The organism is Streptococcus azizii (assembly GCF_001984715.1).
Classification (GTDB): Bacteria; Bacillota; Bacilli; order Lactobacillales; family Streptococcaceae; genus Streptococcus; species Streptococcus azizii.
The window spans coordinates 13,416-28,728 of sequence record NZ_MSPR01000007.1 but is presented as its reverse complement, the minus strand read 5'-3'; the positions used below and the strand labels follow the sequence as shown (position 1 = coordinate 28,728).

Below are 15,313 nucleotides of genomic sequence, written 5' to 3'. Positions count from 1 at the left end.
TTTCTGATGCAGTAGTTGCTAGGATCAAAAACGGTACTTCCTATGAAAATCAACAGTAGACTAGGAAACGAGGAAGAAAGTAGTTGAAATACGAAAAGTCGTAACTTTTCTCAATCATTTCATCCCGTTTCTTTCAAACAAGATGGGAGGATTGAGAAAAATTTCTGATGTCCAACTTGGGACAGTATTCAAGTGTTTCAATTCCCTTCGGTTTCCTTGCCTATTAAGATGTTGATTTTGATAGAGTATTAAAGGAGAATTTATGAAAAATAAAGAGATGACTCGGTTTTCAATCTTGCTGATTTCTATCTTTTTAATGTCCCATTTGGCGATTGCCCCAGCCATTCCAAAACTGTATCACTATTACCATGCTAAGGATGCAAGTATCGGTCTTGCCTCCGTTGAGAGCTTGGTGACAGTACCAGCCATGATGATTACCCTTACGGTTTTATTCAGTAATCTGTTTGTTTCTTGGGTCGGCACCAAGCGGACAGTTTTAATCGGCTTGAGTCTGATTGGTGTATTTGGCGTTTTTCCAACCTTTTTAACCTCCTTTCCCCTCGTTTTCATCTGTCGGTTACTATTGGGAGTGGGGATTGGACTCTATAATTCCCTTTCGATTAGTCTGATTAGTGACTTTTACGAGGGAGACATGCGAGCCAAGATGATAGGGTTGCGAACAGCTTTTCTAAATATCGGGAAAGCCTTGACCACCTTTGTAGCGGGCTATGCCTTGCTGGTGGGAGTCAATTATACCTTCTTAGTCTATCTATTGGCCTTCCCAGTTCTTACCCTCTTTTATCTGAATGTTCCTGAAACGAAGCAGAATCAGGTGACGGTAAAGGATACTCTTGTATGGAATCCCCAAGTAGGTTTGGTGATGGTCCTAACGTTTTTAGTCGGAATCTCCTACATCGGAGCGACTATTAAAATTCCTAGTCTCCTTGTCACTCGGAACGGTCTTCCAACAACCCTATCCAGTCAGTTGCTCACCCTATTGGCCCTTAGTGGGATTGTCACAGGTTGTTTCTTTGGTTCAATGTTGAAGAAGTTAGGAGATACAAGCCTCTTTGTTGGTTTCATCGCAATGGGACTCGGGAACTTTCTTTTTACCCTTCCTTTCAACCAACTCCTTTTTACACTGGCTAGCATGTTGGTAGGGATGAGTTTTGTTGGTATCATGTCCTACAACTTTTCCTATATTTCTAATCAATTCCCTAAGGAACAGGTCCATTTTGTGACGAGCCTAGCGATTACAGGAGGAAATATTGGTGTTGTCCTAACGCCAGTCCTACTAACGAAATTGTTGGAAAAACTCCAGATTGAAACTTTTATCACACCTTTTTATATTAGTGCTAGTCTGATGATACTTGCCTGTGCATTGGCCTATATACTTGTCAAAAAGAAGAGGGAGCAAAATTTTTATAAATAGCTTGACTTGGAGTCAACTCCAAGTGCTATACTAGATATATTCCAGTAAAGAAAGTGAGGAAAGAGGATGAAAACAGCAATTTTTGAAAAAGCTGGTTCGATGATTATTGGTGAGGTTGAGAAACCCCACCTCCAAGAAAAGGATGATGTTATTATCAAGATTGTCCGCGCCTGTGTTTGTGGATCGGACCTTTGGTCTTATTCGCATGGAGATGATCGTGCAGCCCACTCCATCAACTCAGGACATGAGGCTCTGGGAATCGTCGAAGAAGTAGGAAGTGAGATAACCACGGTCAAGCCAGGAGATTTTGTCATCGTTCCTTTTACGCATGGTTGTGGACATTGTGATGCTTGTCGTGCAGGATTTGATGGCACCTGTGATAATCATCCAGCACCGACTAACTGGGGTGGTGGTTTCCAGTCTGAGTATCTACGCTTCCACTATGGAAATTGGGCTTTAATCAAGGTTCCAGGGCAACCCTCTGACTATTCAGAAGGTATGCTCAAATCACTCTTGGCCTTGGCAGATGTTATGCCGACAGGCTACCATGCGGCACGTGTGGCAAACGTTCAGCGTGGAGATAAGGTGGTCGTTATCGGTGATGGTGCAGTTGGGCAATGTGCGGTGATTGCAGCTAAAATGATGGGGGCTTCTCAGATTGTCTTAATGAGTCGCCATGCCGATCGACAGGCCATGGCCTTGGAATCAGGTGCGACTGCTGTCGTAGCAGAACGTGGTGAGGAAGGCATTGCTAAGGTTCGTGAAATCTTGGGTGGCGGAGCAGACGCAGCACTTGAATGTGTGGGGACCGAGGCAGCCATCGAACAAGCACTCGGCGTACTTCACAATGGCGGGCGTGTTGGTTTTGTTGGGGTGCCACATTACAACAGTCGTCCCCTTGGTTCTACCTTTGCCCAGAATATCTCTGTTGCAGGTGGCTCAGCTTCAGTGACCACTTATAACAAGCAAGTCTTATTGAAGGCTGTACTTGATGGAGACATCAATCCGGGACGTGTCTTTACGCAGACCTATCCTTTGGAAGATGTTAATCAAGCCTACCAAGATATGGCAGATCGTAAGGTGATTAAGTCCATGTTATTGGTCAATCAAGACTAGCCAATAGGCTAACAGTAGCATAAAAATGAACAAAGATTGATGATGTGAAAAGAAAATCTCAATCTTTGTTCATTTTTCTCTATTTTTCTAGTATAGTGTTCTATAGTCACTAAAAATCAACAATAGGATAGGAAATGAAGGTAGAACGAACATCTAATACTCTTTAAAAATCAAAAGGATACGTTGTCAACTTGTCTCGGTGAACGCTAGTTCTACCTTCGTCTTCGTTTCCTAGTCTACTTTTGATTTTTATTGAGTATAACAAGGCGACATTTGCTCTAGTTTGAAGAGCATGAGCTGTCCCGCCCTTGCTGGAATCGGATGTAGGGATTGGGTGCATAGGGTGTCGCATCAAATGCAAAGGGGTGTGATAAGATGAGCTGTGCCAGTTGCCAGCCGATAAAAGGACCGCAGGTGAGACCAGAAGAACCCAGACCACTTGCTACTAAAATAGAAGGTTGGTCTGCTAGTCGTCCGTAGAAAGGTAAAAAGTCTGACGTATAGGCTCGAGTCCCCACACGGGTATGACTGATTTCATATTCTTGTAAGTCAGGGAGAAAAGAAGTAGCAGTGGCTTTCATCTGCAGGATTTTTTCCCAATCAAGCGATAAATCATAGCCCTGATCATTTTCATGGCTGGCCCCAATGATGATTTTTCCATCTTCAAATGGCAGAATATCTATCTCTCCATGAAGCATACAGCCCGGCCAATCATCAGTAATAAAGTCCGTATCTAGGGCTAGTAGTTGCCCTTTCTGTGGCCGTATATCAACCTCGTAGCCCAAGGGAGCAAGGAGGTCTGGTAGCCAAGCACCTGCTGCTAAGATTACCTCGTCATAGTCGTACCTGTTGGACTCTACTTGAATCTGCTTGTTAGGCAAGAGTTGGGCTTTTCCTTGGATAAAGCATCCTCCTTGCTGTTGAAATAGCTCCTGTAGCTGATCTAAGAGTTGTCCACCGTCAACTCGTCCACCACCATATGTGAGGACAGCACCTTGGTCTGTGACAAGAGGGGGGATTCGTTTCGTTACTTCTTGCCCCTTTAAGACCTCAAGGTGTCCAATCATAGGAGACCGCTCTCGTCTTTCTTGAGCAAGACTTGCTAATTTGCTTAGCAGGCTGTCTTGCTTTTTAAAGACCATGGTTCCTGTTTGCTGATAGGGAAGTTGGGTAATGCCTGCTTTTTGTAAGTCTTGCATCATGTCTGGATAAAAGGCAGCTCCCTTATCAACCAAGTGATACCAGATTTGGTTGCGGCGTTGAGAGAGCCAAGGACAGATGATACCAGCTGCCGCTCTCGTTGCACTACCTGTCCCTTCATCGATAAGTGTGACATGTATGTCTGGATGTTGAGAGAGGTAAAAAGCAGCAGTAGAGCCAACAATTCCTCCCCCTATAATGATAATCTCTTTTGCTTTCATGCTCCTAGTATAGCATAAAGTCAATAGGGTTTCTTTATTTTTTTGAAAATGTTAGAATAGAAAAAAGGAGAAAATATGTCAGATGTAATGTATCCAGAAGTCATGACGATTGGAAGTGGTGCTATCAAGGTGGCGACAGTTGGTGATAGTTTGACCTATGGTTATGGACTAGAAAATCGAGAGCATGAGGCTTATCCCAGTATCCTAGCTGAAAAGCTCGGGTCTCATTATCAGGTGTCGAATTTTGGTCTGAGTGGTCGTTCCTTGCAGTCAAGCTCGGACTATCCTTATTTACAGGAAAAAAATGGCCAGCTATCGCTTGAAAGTGAAGCAGCTATCGTCATCATCATGATTGGAAGCAATGATAGTCGTCCCTTGTATTGGGATAAGGAGCGATTTATGCAGGAGTATGGAGAGTTGGTAGATCGGTACCGACACATGCCTAGCCAGCCAGACATCTATCTCTTAGTTCCTCCTTATGTACCGACCAGTCGTTTTGGACTGAACAACGATATTATCCGTACTGAATTGCAGGAAATAATTCCCAGCATCGCTGAGGATAAAGGGGTGGAGTGGATTAACTTATACCCGCTGACGGAGGGACGGCTAGACTACTACAGCGACGGGCTACATTTAAACCTACTGGGCAATCAGCTTGTAGCTGATACCGTCTATGCAGCCATCATGGGAAAAAGTCTTGGGTAATTTTCGAGAAAAATATGCTATACTAATAAGAGAGGAAGGGAGAGAATTATGGTAAAAAGAGAACTGATTCATCGTATGATTATACTGGTATTGCTAGCAGTAGGTGTCATTGCACTGCGTATCTGGGTCTTTGAACCTGTCACTATAACCAAGCAAATGGCGAATCATTATCTCAAAGAAAATGATGTCATCATTGCTGTGAAAGGCAAGGAACTCGAATATGGCGACTTTGTTTTATATCAGGTAGACGGGACAGAGCATGTCGGTCGCGTCATCGCCAAAGGTGGGGATAGTGTGACCTATATGGACGATGTCTTGTATCGTAATAATGAAATTGTCGAAGAAACCTATCTCAGTAAATCAGCGAATCACCAAGATTACTACACAGAGGATATCATCGTTCCCCAGCTTGAGAAAAAGAATTATTGGATTTTAAATGATATTCGGACGAATCTTGAAGATAGTCGGACACTCGGCTTGATTTCCTCTCAGCAAGTCATCGGTCGCTTGACCTTTCGTGTCAGCCCTATCAGTGAATTTGGCTTTGTAGACATCGGACTAACCCAGAAGTAGGGTTAGTTTTTTTGATGGTCTTTTTATGAATCAGACTAGACCAATTTTACGTTTGACAAATAGAAATCTTTTCTATATACTATTTTTATTGGTTTTGTTTGGAAAAGATATGACTATACCAATTTATAAAACCCTTTAGTTAGAAATGGATGGTAAACAATATGTGTGGAATCGTTGGTGTTGTTGGAAATACAAATGCAACAGATATTTTAATTCAAGGACTTGAAAAATTAGAATATCGTGGCTATGATTCAGCCGGAATTTTTGTTACAGGTGGACAAACAGGTCACTTGGTTAAATCTGTTGGCCGCATTGCCGATTTGTCGCTCAAGGTCGGAGAGTCTGTGGAAGGGACAATCGGAATCGGACATACTCGTTGGGCCACTCACGGAAAACCAACGGAAGACAATGCCCACCCTCATACATCACAGACAGGTCGTTTCGTTCTTGTCCACAATGGGGTGATTGAAAACTATCTTGAAATGAAAAATGCCTATCTGGCAGGCCATACCTTCAAGGGACAGACAGATACAGAGATTGTGGTTCACCTAATTGGTAAATTTGTTGAAGAAGAAGGCTTAGAGGTGCTTGAAGCATTTAAGAAAGCCCTTCACATTATTCAAGGTTCTTATGCCTTTGCCCTGATTGATACTGTCAATCCAGATACAATCTACGTGGCGAAGAACAAATCGCCACTTCTAATCGGTCTTGGAGAGGGCTATAATATGGTCTGTTCAGATGCCATGGCCATGATTCGTGAGACCAGTGAATATATGGAAATCCATGATAAAGAGTTGGTCATCGTGACCAAAGACGCAGTGGAAGTAATGGACTATGATGGTCGCCCGATCAAGCGCAGTAGCTATACAGCAGAATTGGATCTATCAGACATCGGTAAGGGCACCTATCCCTTCTATATGTTGAAAGAGATTGATGAGCAACCAACGGTGATGCGTAAGTTGATCAAGGCCTATTCTGATGAGGATGGTCAGATGACGGTTGATCCTGCGATTGTCCAAGCTGTTCAGGAAGCAGATCGTATCTATATCCTTGCAGCAGGTACCTCTTACAATGCAGGATATGCCTCTAAAAATATGATCGAGGCCCTGACAGATACACCAGTCGAATTAGGGGTGGCTTCTGAGTGGGGCTATCACATGCCACTGTTGAGCAAGAAGCCACTTTTTATCTTATTGACCCAGTCAGGAGAAACTGCAGATAGCCGTCAAGTATTGGTAAAAGCCAATGAAATGGGGATTCCAAGTTTAACGATTACGAATGTTCCAGGCTCCACCCTTTCACGTGAAGCCACCCATACGATGCTTCTTCACGCAGGACCTGAAATTGCAGTTGCTTCTACCAAGGCCTATACAGCACAGGTTGCAGCCCTTGCCTTTCTATCAAAAGCAGTCGGAGAAGCAAACGGTAAGCAGGAAGCGCGTGAGTTTGACTTGGTGCATGAATTATCTATTGTGGCACAATCGATCGAAGCAACCTTGTCTGAGAAGGATATGATTGCTGAAAAGGTGGAGAAGTTGCTTGCAACAACCCGCAATGCCTTTTATATCGGTCGTGGAAATGACTACTATGTAACGATTGAAGCTGCATTGAAATTAAAAGAAATTTCCTATATCCAATGTGAGGGATTTGCAGCTGGTGAGTTAAAACACGGCACCATTTCCTTGATTGAAGAGGGTACCCCAGTTATTGCTTTGATGTCAGCTAGCGAGAAAGTTGCGGCTCATACGCGTGGAAATATTGCAGAAGTCGTGTCTCGTGGTGCCCATATCTTGACGGTTGTTGAAGAAGGCTTGGAGCGTGAAGAAGATGATATCGTGGTTAACAAGGTTCATCCATTCCTTTCAAGCATTTCAATGGTCATTCCAACCCAGTTGATTGCCTACTATGCTTCTCTTCAACGTGGATTAGATGTCGATAAACCACGGAACTTGGCCAAGGCTGTTACGGTGGAGTAAAGTGTATAGACCTCTGGTTGCTATTCCTTAGATAATCTGCTAGATTTGTGAATTTATCTGCCCTGTAGTCTTGCTACAGGGATTTTTGTATATATAAAATAGAGTGCTAGGAAAGCGAAGCACAGGCTAGCCTAGACTCAATAGTCTCAATAGTCTCGTTGCCGAGTGTGCTTTTTGCAGAGTATTAGCATTACTATGCTGGCTCTTCTTATAAAAATGCAGAAAAGGTCTTTTAATTTTCAGAAATTTCTGTTATACTAAGGTTTAATTACTATTTTGGAGGAGATTATGGGATACGTTGTGGAAATTTTACCGAGCTTGTTAAATGGCGCCTATGTATCGTTTCAGGTCTTTGTACTGGTTTTGCTCCTATCTCTTCCATTGGGAGCCTTGGTTGCCTTTTTGATGAAAATTCCATTTAAGCCCTTGCTCTGGTTTTTGAATCTTTATGTGTTGATTATGCGTGGCACTCCCTTGTTGCTCCAGTTGATTTTTGTTTATTATGTCTTGCCGAGCGTGGGCCTTACCTTTGATCGGATGCCTGCGGTCATCCTCACCTTTACCTTGAACTATGCCGCCTATTTCTCTGAAATCTTTCGTGGGGGCATTGAGGCGATTCCTTCCGGTCAGTATGAGGCAGCCAAAGTACTGAAATTTACTCCAGTCCAGACGATTCGTTATATTGTCCTGCCTCAGGTGGTGAAAATCGTCCTCCCAAGTGTCTTTAATGAGGTGACAACCTTAGTCAAGGATACCTCTTTGATTTATGCCTTGGGGGTCAATGACTTGCTCTTGGCGAGTCGGACAGCTGCCAATCGTGATGTTAGTCTAGCCCCTATGTTTATCGCAGGTGCCTTATATTTGGTAATGATTGGCCTGGTGACCCTGATGGCCAAGCGGATTGAGAAAAAATTTGATTATTATAAATAGGAGGTCTTATGTTAGAAGTACGCAATCTTTCCAAACGTTTTGGTAATAAGCAGATTTTTTCCAACTATGACCTCGTGATTCCCGAGGGGAAAATCCTGGCTATCGTTGGACAATCTGGCGGTGGGAAAACGACCCTACTACGGATGCTCGCAGGCCTTGAGAGTATTGATTCTGGTCAGTTGATTTATAATGGAGAGGAACTTCCCTTAGAAGAGTTAGGAAAACGACATTTGTTGGGCTTTGTTTTCCAAGATTTCCAGTTGTTTCCACACCTGTCAGTGTTGGAAAATCTAATCTTGTCGCCCATCAAAACGCAGAATATGTCTCGTGTAGTGGCGGAAGGCAAAGCCCGTCAATTACTGGAAACTCTCGGTCTGGCTGGTCATGCAGCTGCTTATCCCTACTCTTTATCAGGTGGGCAAAAGCAGCGTGTTGCCTTAGCGCGAGCTATGATGATTGACCCTGAGATCATTGGCTATGATGAGCCAACCTCAGCACTTGACCCTGAGTTACGAAAAGAAGTGGAGCATCTCATTCTTGAAAATCGTAGAACTGGTATTACGCAAATTGTCGTCACTCATGATATGCAGTTTGCTGAACATATTGCCGATGAGATTATCAAGATTGAGCCTAAACATTAACATGTGTATCAGTGAAAGGGAAATATCATTATGAAAATGAAATCAATCGTTATCGGTCTAGTAGGGATGGTTGCAAGTTTTGCTCTTGCAGCGTGTGGGACAGGAGACTCTGTCACTAAAAAAGACAACTGGTCTCGCTATGAAGAAAGTAAAAAAATTACCATTGGATTTGACAAAACTTTTGTCCCAATGGGATTTGAAGAAAAGAATGGTCAGTATACAGGCTTTGATATTGAGTTAGCAAAAGCTGTCTTTGACAAGTATGGTCTTGCTATTGAGTGGCAACCGATTGACTGGGATTTGAAGGAGACAGAATTAAACAATGGGAACATTGATTTGATTTGGAATGGCTATTCAGCGACAGCTGAACGCCGTGAAAAAGTCCTGTTCACAGATAATTATATGGAGAATCTCCAAGTACTGGTCACCAAAAAATCCTCCAATATTACAAATAGCTCAGGCATGAAGGACAAGGTACTCGGCGCCCAAGCTGGTTCATCTGGTTATACAAATTTTGAATCACAGCCAACTATCTTAAAAGACCTTGTAAAAAACAATGAAGCAACCCAGTATGCCACCTTTAATGAAGCCTTGATTGATTTGAAAAATGACCGCATTGATGGACTCTTGATCGACCGTGTCTATGCCAATTATTACTTGCAACAAGAGGGATTGATCAGCGACTACAACATTATCGATGCAGGATTTGAAAAAGAAGCCTTTGGAGTAGGTGCTCGCAAGGCAGATACGACCTTGGTCGACAAGATCAATGCAGCTTTTAAAGAATTGTATGCAGATGGTAGCTTCCAAAAAATCTCAGATAAATGGTTTGGAGAAGATGTCGCAACGGATGTCATCAAAGGTAAATAATAACTAAAAGGCGAGAGTGTTCCTCGTCTTTTTTCTTCTATTTCTCTTTTGTCAAAATTTTTGTGCCAAGATTTGAGTTTTTTTCTGCCGGGAGAGCTTGTATAATAAGAGTAGAAAAATGTAGGAGGAGAAAGATGGAACAGTCTTCATTAAAAGTTCGGATTCAAAAACTGGGAACAACCTTATCCAATATGGTCATGCCCAATATCGGGGCATTTATTGCCTGGGGGGTCTTAACCTCACTCTTTATTGAGACAGGGTGGCTACCAAATGAAACCTTTGCAACCATTGTTAGCCCGATGATTACCTATTTATTGCCACTCTTAATCGGCTACACAGGCGGTTACAATGTCTACGGGCAACGCGGTGGTGTTGTCGGAGCTATCTTGACCATGGGGGTTATAGCGGGTTCAGAGGTCCCAATGTTTATCGGTGCCATGCTCGTTGGTCCATTTGGAGCTTGGATTATCAAGAAATTTGACCAAGCCTTCCAAGACAAGATTCGCCCAGGATTTGAAATGTTAGTCAATAACTTCTCTGCTGGTCTCATCGGATTTGCGTTTATGTTGATTAGCTTTAAGGTGGTAGGTCCCCTTGTATCAAGCATGACAAGCGCCATCGGAGATGGGGTGCAGGCGATTGTAGATATGAAGCTCTTACCGCTTGCGAACATCATCATTGAGCCAGCAAAAGTCTTGTTCTTGAACAATGCACTGAACCACGGTATTTTTACCCCGCTGGGAACAGAGCAGGTATTAAAAGTCGGAAAATCGGTCCTCTTCCTCTTGGAAGCAAACCCTGGACCTGGTTTAGGAATCCTATTTGCCTACGCTCTATTTGGCAAGGGTTCTGCCAAATCTTCTTCATGGGGGGCGATGATTATCCACTTCTTCGGAGGTATCCATGAAATCTACTTCCCATACGTGATGATGAAACCAGCCCTCTTTCTAGCTGCGATTGCAGGCGGTGTTTCTGGAACCTTTACCTTCCAACTCTTGAATGCAGGGCTTGTAGGGGCTTCTTCACCAGGATCAATCATTGCGATTACTGGTCTTGTACCGAAAGAAGGAAATTATTTTGCCAATCTTTTGGCTGTTTGGGGCGGGGTACTGGCAGGAGCAGTCGCTTCCTTCCTTGTCGCCTCCATTATCTTGAAGGCCGACAAATCAGAAGGGGCTTCTCTTGAATCTGCACAAGCAGTTACGAAAGCTGCAAAAGCTGTTGCAAAAGGTCAGGTGCAGGGAGCTGTGTCAAGGGAGGTAACACTAGAGAATGTCCACCAAATCATCTTTGCTTGTGATGCAGGTATGGGAAGTTCTGCTATGGGAGCCTCCTTACTCCGTGACAAGGTCAAAAAAGCAGGCTTGAATATTCCGGTGACAAATAAAGCAATCGCCAATCTTCAAGATACAGATCATACGCTCATTATCACGCAGGAGGAACTGGCTAATCGTGCAGCACAACGCACCCCTCGTGCTATCCATGTAGCAGTAGATAATTTCCTCACCTCACCAAAATATGATGAAATCATCGCTCAGTTGACGAGTCAAGTAGATACAGAGCCTGTAGATCAAGTAGAGGCAAGTGAGGATAGGATACCAGATTTGCAGGATTTAGAAACCGTCATTTTTGCATACGGAGAGGCTCAAGGATCAGCAACAATGGGGCAAGCTACCTTGAATGCAGTCTTTAAAAATAAGGGAATCAAGCTACCCGTTATTAGCCTACCTTATGAAAGTCTATCTGAGTACGATGCACAGACCAGTTTGATAGTGCTAACTCCTAATCAGCAGGAGATAATCCAAGCAAACGCACCGCATGCGAAGTTTGTCGTTGTTGATAGTCTTGTGACAACGCCGCAATATGATAGGATAGTGGCAAGAATCCTCCAGTAAGGAAGGGTCATCTCATACTCGTCAAAAATCAACAGACAATTTACAGCAACTATAGTATAATGAAAGTATGTTACTAACCAAACGAGAAGAACAACTGATGAAAGCTTTCCTCCAAGTAGGAAAGCTTTCCTTAAAGGAAATGACAGGCATTCTCCAGGTCTCGTCACGGACAGTCTACCGAACCTTATCAGACTTGACTGAGAGCCTTTCCAAAGAAAATATTCAACTGATTAAGGATGGTAAGAAATACTACCTGTCGGGTAATTTTTCTGCCTTGGGTGACTATCAGGCAGAGACGGTCTATACTCCAAGTCAACGTCAGACCTTGATGACTTACCAATTACTAACCAGTCAAGAAGTGGTGACCAATGAGCAATTTCAAGAGCGCTTTTTAGTGTCAAATGTTACCATCATTCAGGATATTGCAGAAATAGAGCGCTGTCTTACCGTCTTTGGCTTACAGCTGATACGCCAACGGGGTTACCGCGTAGAAAGTTCAAACAGTCAAAAGCGACGCTTGTTAGCTATCTTATTGGCCAATGCCATTTCAATCCAAGATTTTTGGTCGGATAACTATAATGATTTTCCGATTTTACAGGTCGACAAGATGCGACAGGCACGCAGGGTTTTTGAGCGCTATCAAACTGTACTGGGAGAGATAGATCCCAAGCTCAAGGAATTTTTGATGATGTTGCTGGGGCTGGCAGACAATCAAGGAGAGTTGACCCAACAGGTCAATGTCTCTAAAGCAGCCCTGGACTTTGCACAAAAAGTCTTTACAGATTTAGCCAAGGAAAGCAAGCAATTTTACAATATTCAAGAAATCATCTACTTTGCGATGGTTTTAGATGAGGTCATTATCAAGCGACAAGAAGTCCCCTTGTTTAGCGAGAGTTTTGATACTGGCTTTTATTACAGTATTTCCCAATTAGTTGATAGCATTTCACGCTTTACCAAGATTGACTTTGTGAAAGATAAGATACTCTTTCCCTTGCTCTTTCACCATATTCGCTTGAGTTTGGCAGTACCAGTTCTTTTTCCAGATCGGACAACGACGAATGTGGCCTATCTGGCAACCCAGAAAAATCCATTTTTGCACAGTCTTGTGAGCCTAGTCATGCGGGATCTTTTCCCGAGCTATATCCATAATGAATACGAATATGAATTGGTGACGCTCCACTTTGCTTCCAGTCTTAGGCGCAGTCCGGATATTTATCCGATTCGGATGCTGCTAGTGACAGATGAGCGTCCTTTGCCGACCAGTGTCCTTGTGTCTAAGATAAAAAGTGTTGCACCTTTTGTCGGATGGATGGACGTGCAAAGCACCACTCAACTTGCCCAACTAAACCTTGAGCAGTATGATTATTGCCTTGCGACTAAGCCGATTCCGCAGATGGACATTGATGTCATTTCGACCTTTCCCAATACCAAGGAAATTTTGGAACTACAGGAACGACTGCAGGCGATTCAGGAGCATCGGACAGTGGCGGTCCGTGAGGATATCGTGGTGGCTAAGCATTACGACTTACAGGCTTATTTGAAAGGGAGCAGCCAATTATTAGAGCATTTTTCACTCTATCATTTAGAGAATCGGGCTACCTTTGAAGAAACCGTGCTTCAGATTGTTGAGCAACTTTCCTTTGTGAAGGATAAGCATTATTTGGCAAAAAAGTTGATTTCACGCTTTGAGATGAGTCCGCTCGCCATTCCGAATACCAATTTAGCGCTGATTCATACCCAATCTAGCCAGGTGAGCCAGAGTCAATTTCAAATCGTCGCCCTGCATCAGCCAGTCACAGCCTTGTCAATGAACAATCAACCTGAAACCGTTCAGCGGATCTTGGTCATGTTGACCAAGCTAGGCGAGCAGGAAGAAGTTCGTGAACTGATGACAGCCATCAGCCAATCGATTATTGAAAACAATCTCTATACAGAAATTTATCGTACAGGAAATCAGGAGATTATCTACCAGCTCCTGAATACAATCTTCAATGAAAAAATGAAACAATGGGAGAATTAACATGAAACTTCAACAAGAATTGATTCAATTAAAGCAAGCATTTGCGACAAAAGAAGAAGCGATCCGCTTTTGCGGTCGTCAATTAGTAGATGCAGGCCATGTCACGGAAGCCTATATCCAGGCGATGATTGAACGCAATGAGGAATTATCCGTCTATATGGGGAACTTTATTGCTATTCCTCATGGGACAGAGGCAGCTAAAAAAGAGGTTCTTTCATCAGGGATAAGTCTTGTTCAAGTCCCAGCTGGGGTGAATTTTGGAACAGAGGCTGATCCGAAAATTGCGACGGTCCTTTTTGGAATTGCCGGTCTTGGCGATGAGCATTTGGACATTATTCAGAAAATCTCCATCTTTTGCGCAGACGTAGACAATGTGGTCAAACTGGCGGATGCCACCTCAAAAGAAGAAGTAATCGCTCTTTTAAATAGTGTTGAATAGGGAGGAAGGTAGGAAGATGAAAAAAGCAGTCCACTTTGGTGCAGGAAATATCGGTCGAGGTTTTATCGGTGAAATTTTATTTGAAAATGGCTTTGAGATTACCTTTGTTGATGTGAACGCGCAGATTATTGATGCGCTGAATGAGCGTGGTAGCTATGAGATCGAGATTGCAGAGGAAGGACAGCGCCACATCATCATATCAGGTGTGCGAGGGATTAACAACAGTACCCATCCCGAGGAAGTCGTGGCGGCGATTGCTGAGGCAGATTTGGTGACCACAGCTATTGGACCGAATATCCTACCCTTTATTGCAAGCCTAATAGCACAAGGGATTGAGGCACGTCAGCAAGCAGACAATCAGCAGGCACTCGATATTTTGGCCTGCGAAAACATGATTGGTGGTTCTAGCTTCCTCCATGAAGAAGTGAAAAAACACTTGTCTGAAGCAGGAACTGCCTTTGCAGAAGCACATATCGGTTTTCCTAATGCTGCAGTAGATCGTATTGTCCCTGCTCAAAGTCATGAGGATCCTCTGTTTGTTGTGGTAGAGCCTTTCAATGAGTGGGTCGTGGAAAGTCAGGCCATGAAAAATCCTGAGTTGAAGCTGGCAAAAGTCCATTATGAAGCTGATCTTGAACCCTTTATCGAACGGAAATTATTCTCGGTCAACTCAGGTCATGCCACATCAGCCTATACGGGGGCATACTTTGGAGCGCAGACCATTTTAGAAGCTCTTAAAATGCCAATAGTTAAGACCAAAGTGGAAGCGGTCTTGGCTGAAATTCGTAGCCTTCTTATGGCTAAATGGGGCTTTGAGGAAGAAGCACTGAAAGACTATCATAACATTATCATTAGCCGATTTGAAAATCCATTTATTGTTGATGATGTGGCCCGTGTAGCCCGTACACCTATTAGAAAACTGGGTTATGATGAACGCTTTATCCGTCCAATCCGTGAATTACGGGAGCGTGGTTTATCCTACGATGCTCTCCTCCAAACGGTGCATTATATTTTTGAGTATGAGGATGAAACAGATGCTCAATCGGTTGAATTACAAGAGATGCAGGCTCAAGAACCGCTCGCTAGTGTCATAGAAAAGGTAACAGGTGTGAGTGATCAGGTCCTTGTTGCGGAACTTATCGCAGCGATTGAAGAGAAATAATACTCTAATTGGAACTATTGAGAAAAGTCACGACTTTTCTCAATAGTTTCCTCTTATTTCAAAGGAAATATGCCGAAGAAGTAAGGGATATTTGCTAATACTCTTTAAAAATCAAAAGGATACGTTGTCACCT

The 15,313-nt window shown here is 43.3% G+C and carries 13 protein-coding genes; 12 read left to right on the top strand and 1 reads right to left on the bottom strand.

Annotated features, from left to right (window positions below):
* Positions 1 to 262 precede the first annotated feature (262 nt).
* Positions 263 to 1,432 carry an MFS transporter gene (locus BVE84_RS04655; protein WP_076995903.1) on the top strand — a complete coding sequence of 390 codons (1,170 nt, stop codon included), beginning with the start codon at positions 263 to 265 and terminating at the stop codon, positions 1,430 to 1,432.
* Positions 1,433 to 1,498: 66 nt separating this feature from the next.
* On the top strand, positions 1,499 to 2,548 hold the full coding sequence (locus BVE84_RS04650; protein ID WP_076995902.1) for a zinc-binding dehydrogenase: 1,050 nt from the start codon (positions 1,499 to 1,501) through the stop codon (positions 2,546 to 2,548).
* A 278-nt stretch (positions 2,549 to 2,826) separates the two neighbouring features.
* Here the strand turns inward: BVE84_RS04650 and BVE84_RS04645 are convergent, their stop codons facing one another.
* Entirely contained in the window at positions 2,827 to 3,969 is a 1,143-nt protein-coding gene (locus BVE84_RS04645) for an NAD(P)/FAD-dependent oxidoreductase (protein WP_076995901.1), read from the bottom strand.
* Positions 3,970 to 4,044: 75 nt separating this feature from the next.
* On the opposite strand from BVE84_RS04645, the gene BVE84_RS04640 reads away from it, so the two are divergent.
* From BVE84_RS04640 to BVE84_RS04595, 10 genes are all read left to right on the top strand, one after another.
* Positions 4,045 to 4,674 (top strand): GDSL-type esterase/lipase family protein, encoded by a 630-nt coding sequence (locus BVE84_RS04640; protein ID WP_076995900.1) that lies wholly within the window; start codon positions 4,045 to 4,047, stop codon positions 4,672 to 4,674.
* 48 nt (positions 4,675 to 4,722) lie between these two features.
* Positions 4,723 to 5,247 (top strand): signal peptidase I, encoded by a 525-nt coding sequence (lepB, locus tag BVE84_RS04635; RefSeq protein WP_076995899.1) that lies wholly within the window; start codon positions 4,723 to 4,725, stop codon positions 5,245 to 5,247.
* Between the two features lie 161 nt (positions 5,248 to 5,408).
* On the top strand, positions 5,409 to 7,223 hold the full coding sequence (gene glmS / locus BVE84_RS04630) for a glutamine--fructose-6-phosphate transaminase (isomerizing) (protein WP_076995898.1): 1,815 nt from the start codon (positions 5,409 to 5,411) through the stop codon (positions 7,221 to 7,223).
* 288 nt (positions 7,224 to 7,511) lie between these two features.
* Positions 7,512 to 8,153: an amino acid ABC transporter permease gene (locus tag BVE84_RS04625; protein ID WP_076995897.1), complete on the top strand. Its 642-nt coding sequence runs from the start codon at positions 7,512 to 7,514 to the stop codon at positions 8,151 to 8,153.
* Between the two features lie 8 nt (positions 8,154 to 8,161).
* Positions 8,162 to 8,794 carry an amino acid ABC transporter ATP-binding protein gene (locus BVE84_RS04620; RefSeq protein WP_076995896.1) on the top strand — a complete coding sequence of 211 codons (633 nt, stop codon included), beginning with the start codon at positions 8,162 to 8,164 and terminating at the stop codon, positions 8,792 to 8,794.
* A 30-nt stretch (positions 8,795 to 8,824) separates the two neighbouring features.
* Positions 8,825 to 9,664 (top strand): amino acid ABC transporter substrate-binding protein, encoded by an 840-nt coding sequence (locus BVE84_RS04615; protein WP_076995895.1) that lies wholly within the window; start codon positions 8,825 to 8,827, stop codon positions 9,662 to 9,664.
* 134 nt (positions 9,665 to 9,798) lie between these two features.
* Entirely contained in the window at positions 9,799 to 11,559 is a 1,761-nt protein-coding gene (locus BVE84_RS04610) for a PTS mannitol transporter subunit IIBC (RefSeq protein ID WP_076995894.1), read from the top strand.
* A 67-nt stretch (positions 11,560 to 11,626) separates the two neighbouring features.
* Positions 11,627 to 13,579 (top strand): BglG family transcription antiterminator, encoded by a 1,953-nt coding sequence (locus BVE84_RS04605; RefSeq protein WP_076995893.1) that lies wholly within the window; start codon positions 11,627 to 11,629, stop codon positions 13,577 to 13,579.
* A gap of 1 nt (position 13,580) precedes the next feature.
* Positions 13,581 to 14,018 carry a PTS mannitol transporter subunit IIA gene (locus BVE84_RS04600; RefSeq protein ID WP_076995892.1) on the top strand — a complete coding sequence of 146 codons (438 nt, stop codon included), beginning with the start codon at positions 13,581 to 13,583 and terminating at the stop codon, positions 14,016 to 14,018.
* Positions 14,019 to 14,034: 16 nt separating this feature from the next.
* Positions 14,035 to 15,180, top strand: a complete 1,146-nt coding sequence (locus BVE84_RS04595; RefSeq protein WP_076995891.1) for a mannitol-1-phosphate 5-dehydrogenase — start codon at positions 14,035 to 14,037, stop codon at positions 15,178 to 15,180.
* Positions 15,181 to 15,313: the final 133 nt, after the last annotated feature.

Excerpts from the sequence above, each read along its gene's own strand:
- BVE84_RS04655 (WP_076995903.1), top strand. The coding sequence starts at position 263 with ATGAAAAATAAAGAGATGACTCGGTTTTCAATCTTGCTGATTTCTATC.
- BVE84_RS04650 (WP_076995902.1), top strand. The coding sequence starts at position 1,499 with ATGAAAACAGCAATTTTTGAAAAAGCTGGTTCGATGATTATTGGTGAG.
- BVE84_RS04645 (WP_076995901.1), bottom strand. The coding sequence starts at position 3,969 with ATGAAAGCAAAAGAGATTATCATTATAGGGGGAGGAATTGTTGGCTCT.
- BVE84_RS04640 (WP_076995900.1), top strand. The coding sequence starts at position 4,045 with ATGTCAGATGTAATGTATCCAGAAGTCATGACGATTGGAAGTGGTGCT.
- lepB (WP_076995899.1), top strand. The coding sequence starts at position 4,723 with ATGGTAAAAAGAGAACTGATTCATCGTATGATTATACTGGTATTGCTA.
- glmS (WP_076995898.1), top strand. The coding sequence starts at position 5,409 with ATGTGTGGAATCGTTGGTGTTGTTGGAAATACAAATGCAACAGATATT.
- BVE84_RS04625 (WP_076995897.1), top strand. The coding sequence starts at position 7,512 with ATGGGATACGTTGTGGAAATTTTACCGAGCTTGTTAAATGGCGCCTAT.
- BVE84_RS04620 (WP_076995896.1), top strand. The coding sequence starts at position 8,162 with ATGTTAGAAGTACGCAATCTTTCCAAACGTTTTGGTAATAAGCAGATT.
- BVE84_RS04615 (WP_076995895.1), top strand. The coding sequence starts at position 8,825 with ATGAAAATGAAATCAATCGTTATCGGTCTAGTAGGGATGGTTGCAAGT.
- BVE84_RS04610 (WP_076995894.1), top strand. The coding sequence starts at position 9,799 with ATGGAACAGTCTTCATTAAAAGTTCGGATTCAAAAACTGGGAACAACC.
- BVE84_RS04605 (WP_076995893.1), top strand. The coding sequence starts at position 11,627 with ATGTTACTAACCAAACGAGAAGAACAACTGATGAAAGCTTTCCTCCAA.
- BVE84_RS04600 (WP_076995892.1), top strand. The coding sequence starts at position 13,581 with ATGAAACTTCAACAAGAATTGATTCAATTAAAGCAAGCATTTGCGACA.
- BVE84_RS04595 (WP_076995891.1), top strand. The coding sequence starts at position 14,035 with ATGAAAAAAGCAGTCCACTTTGGTGCAGGAAATATCGGTCGAGGTTTT.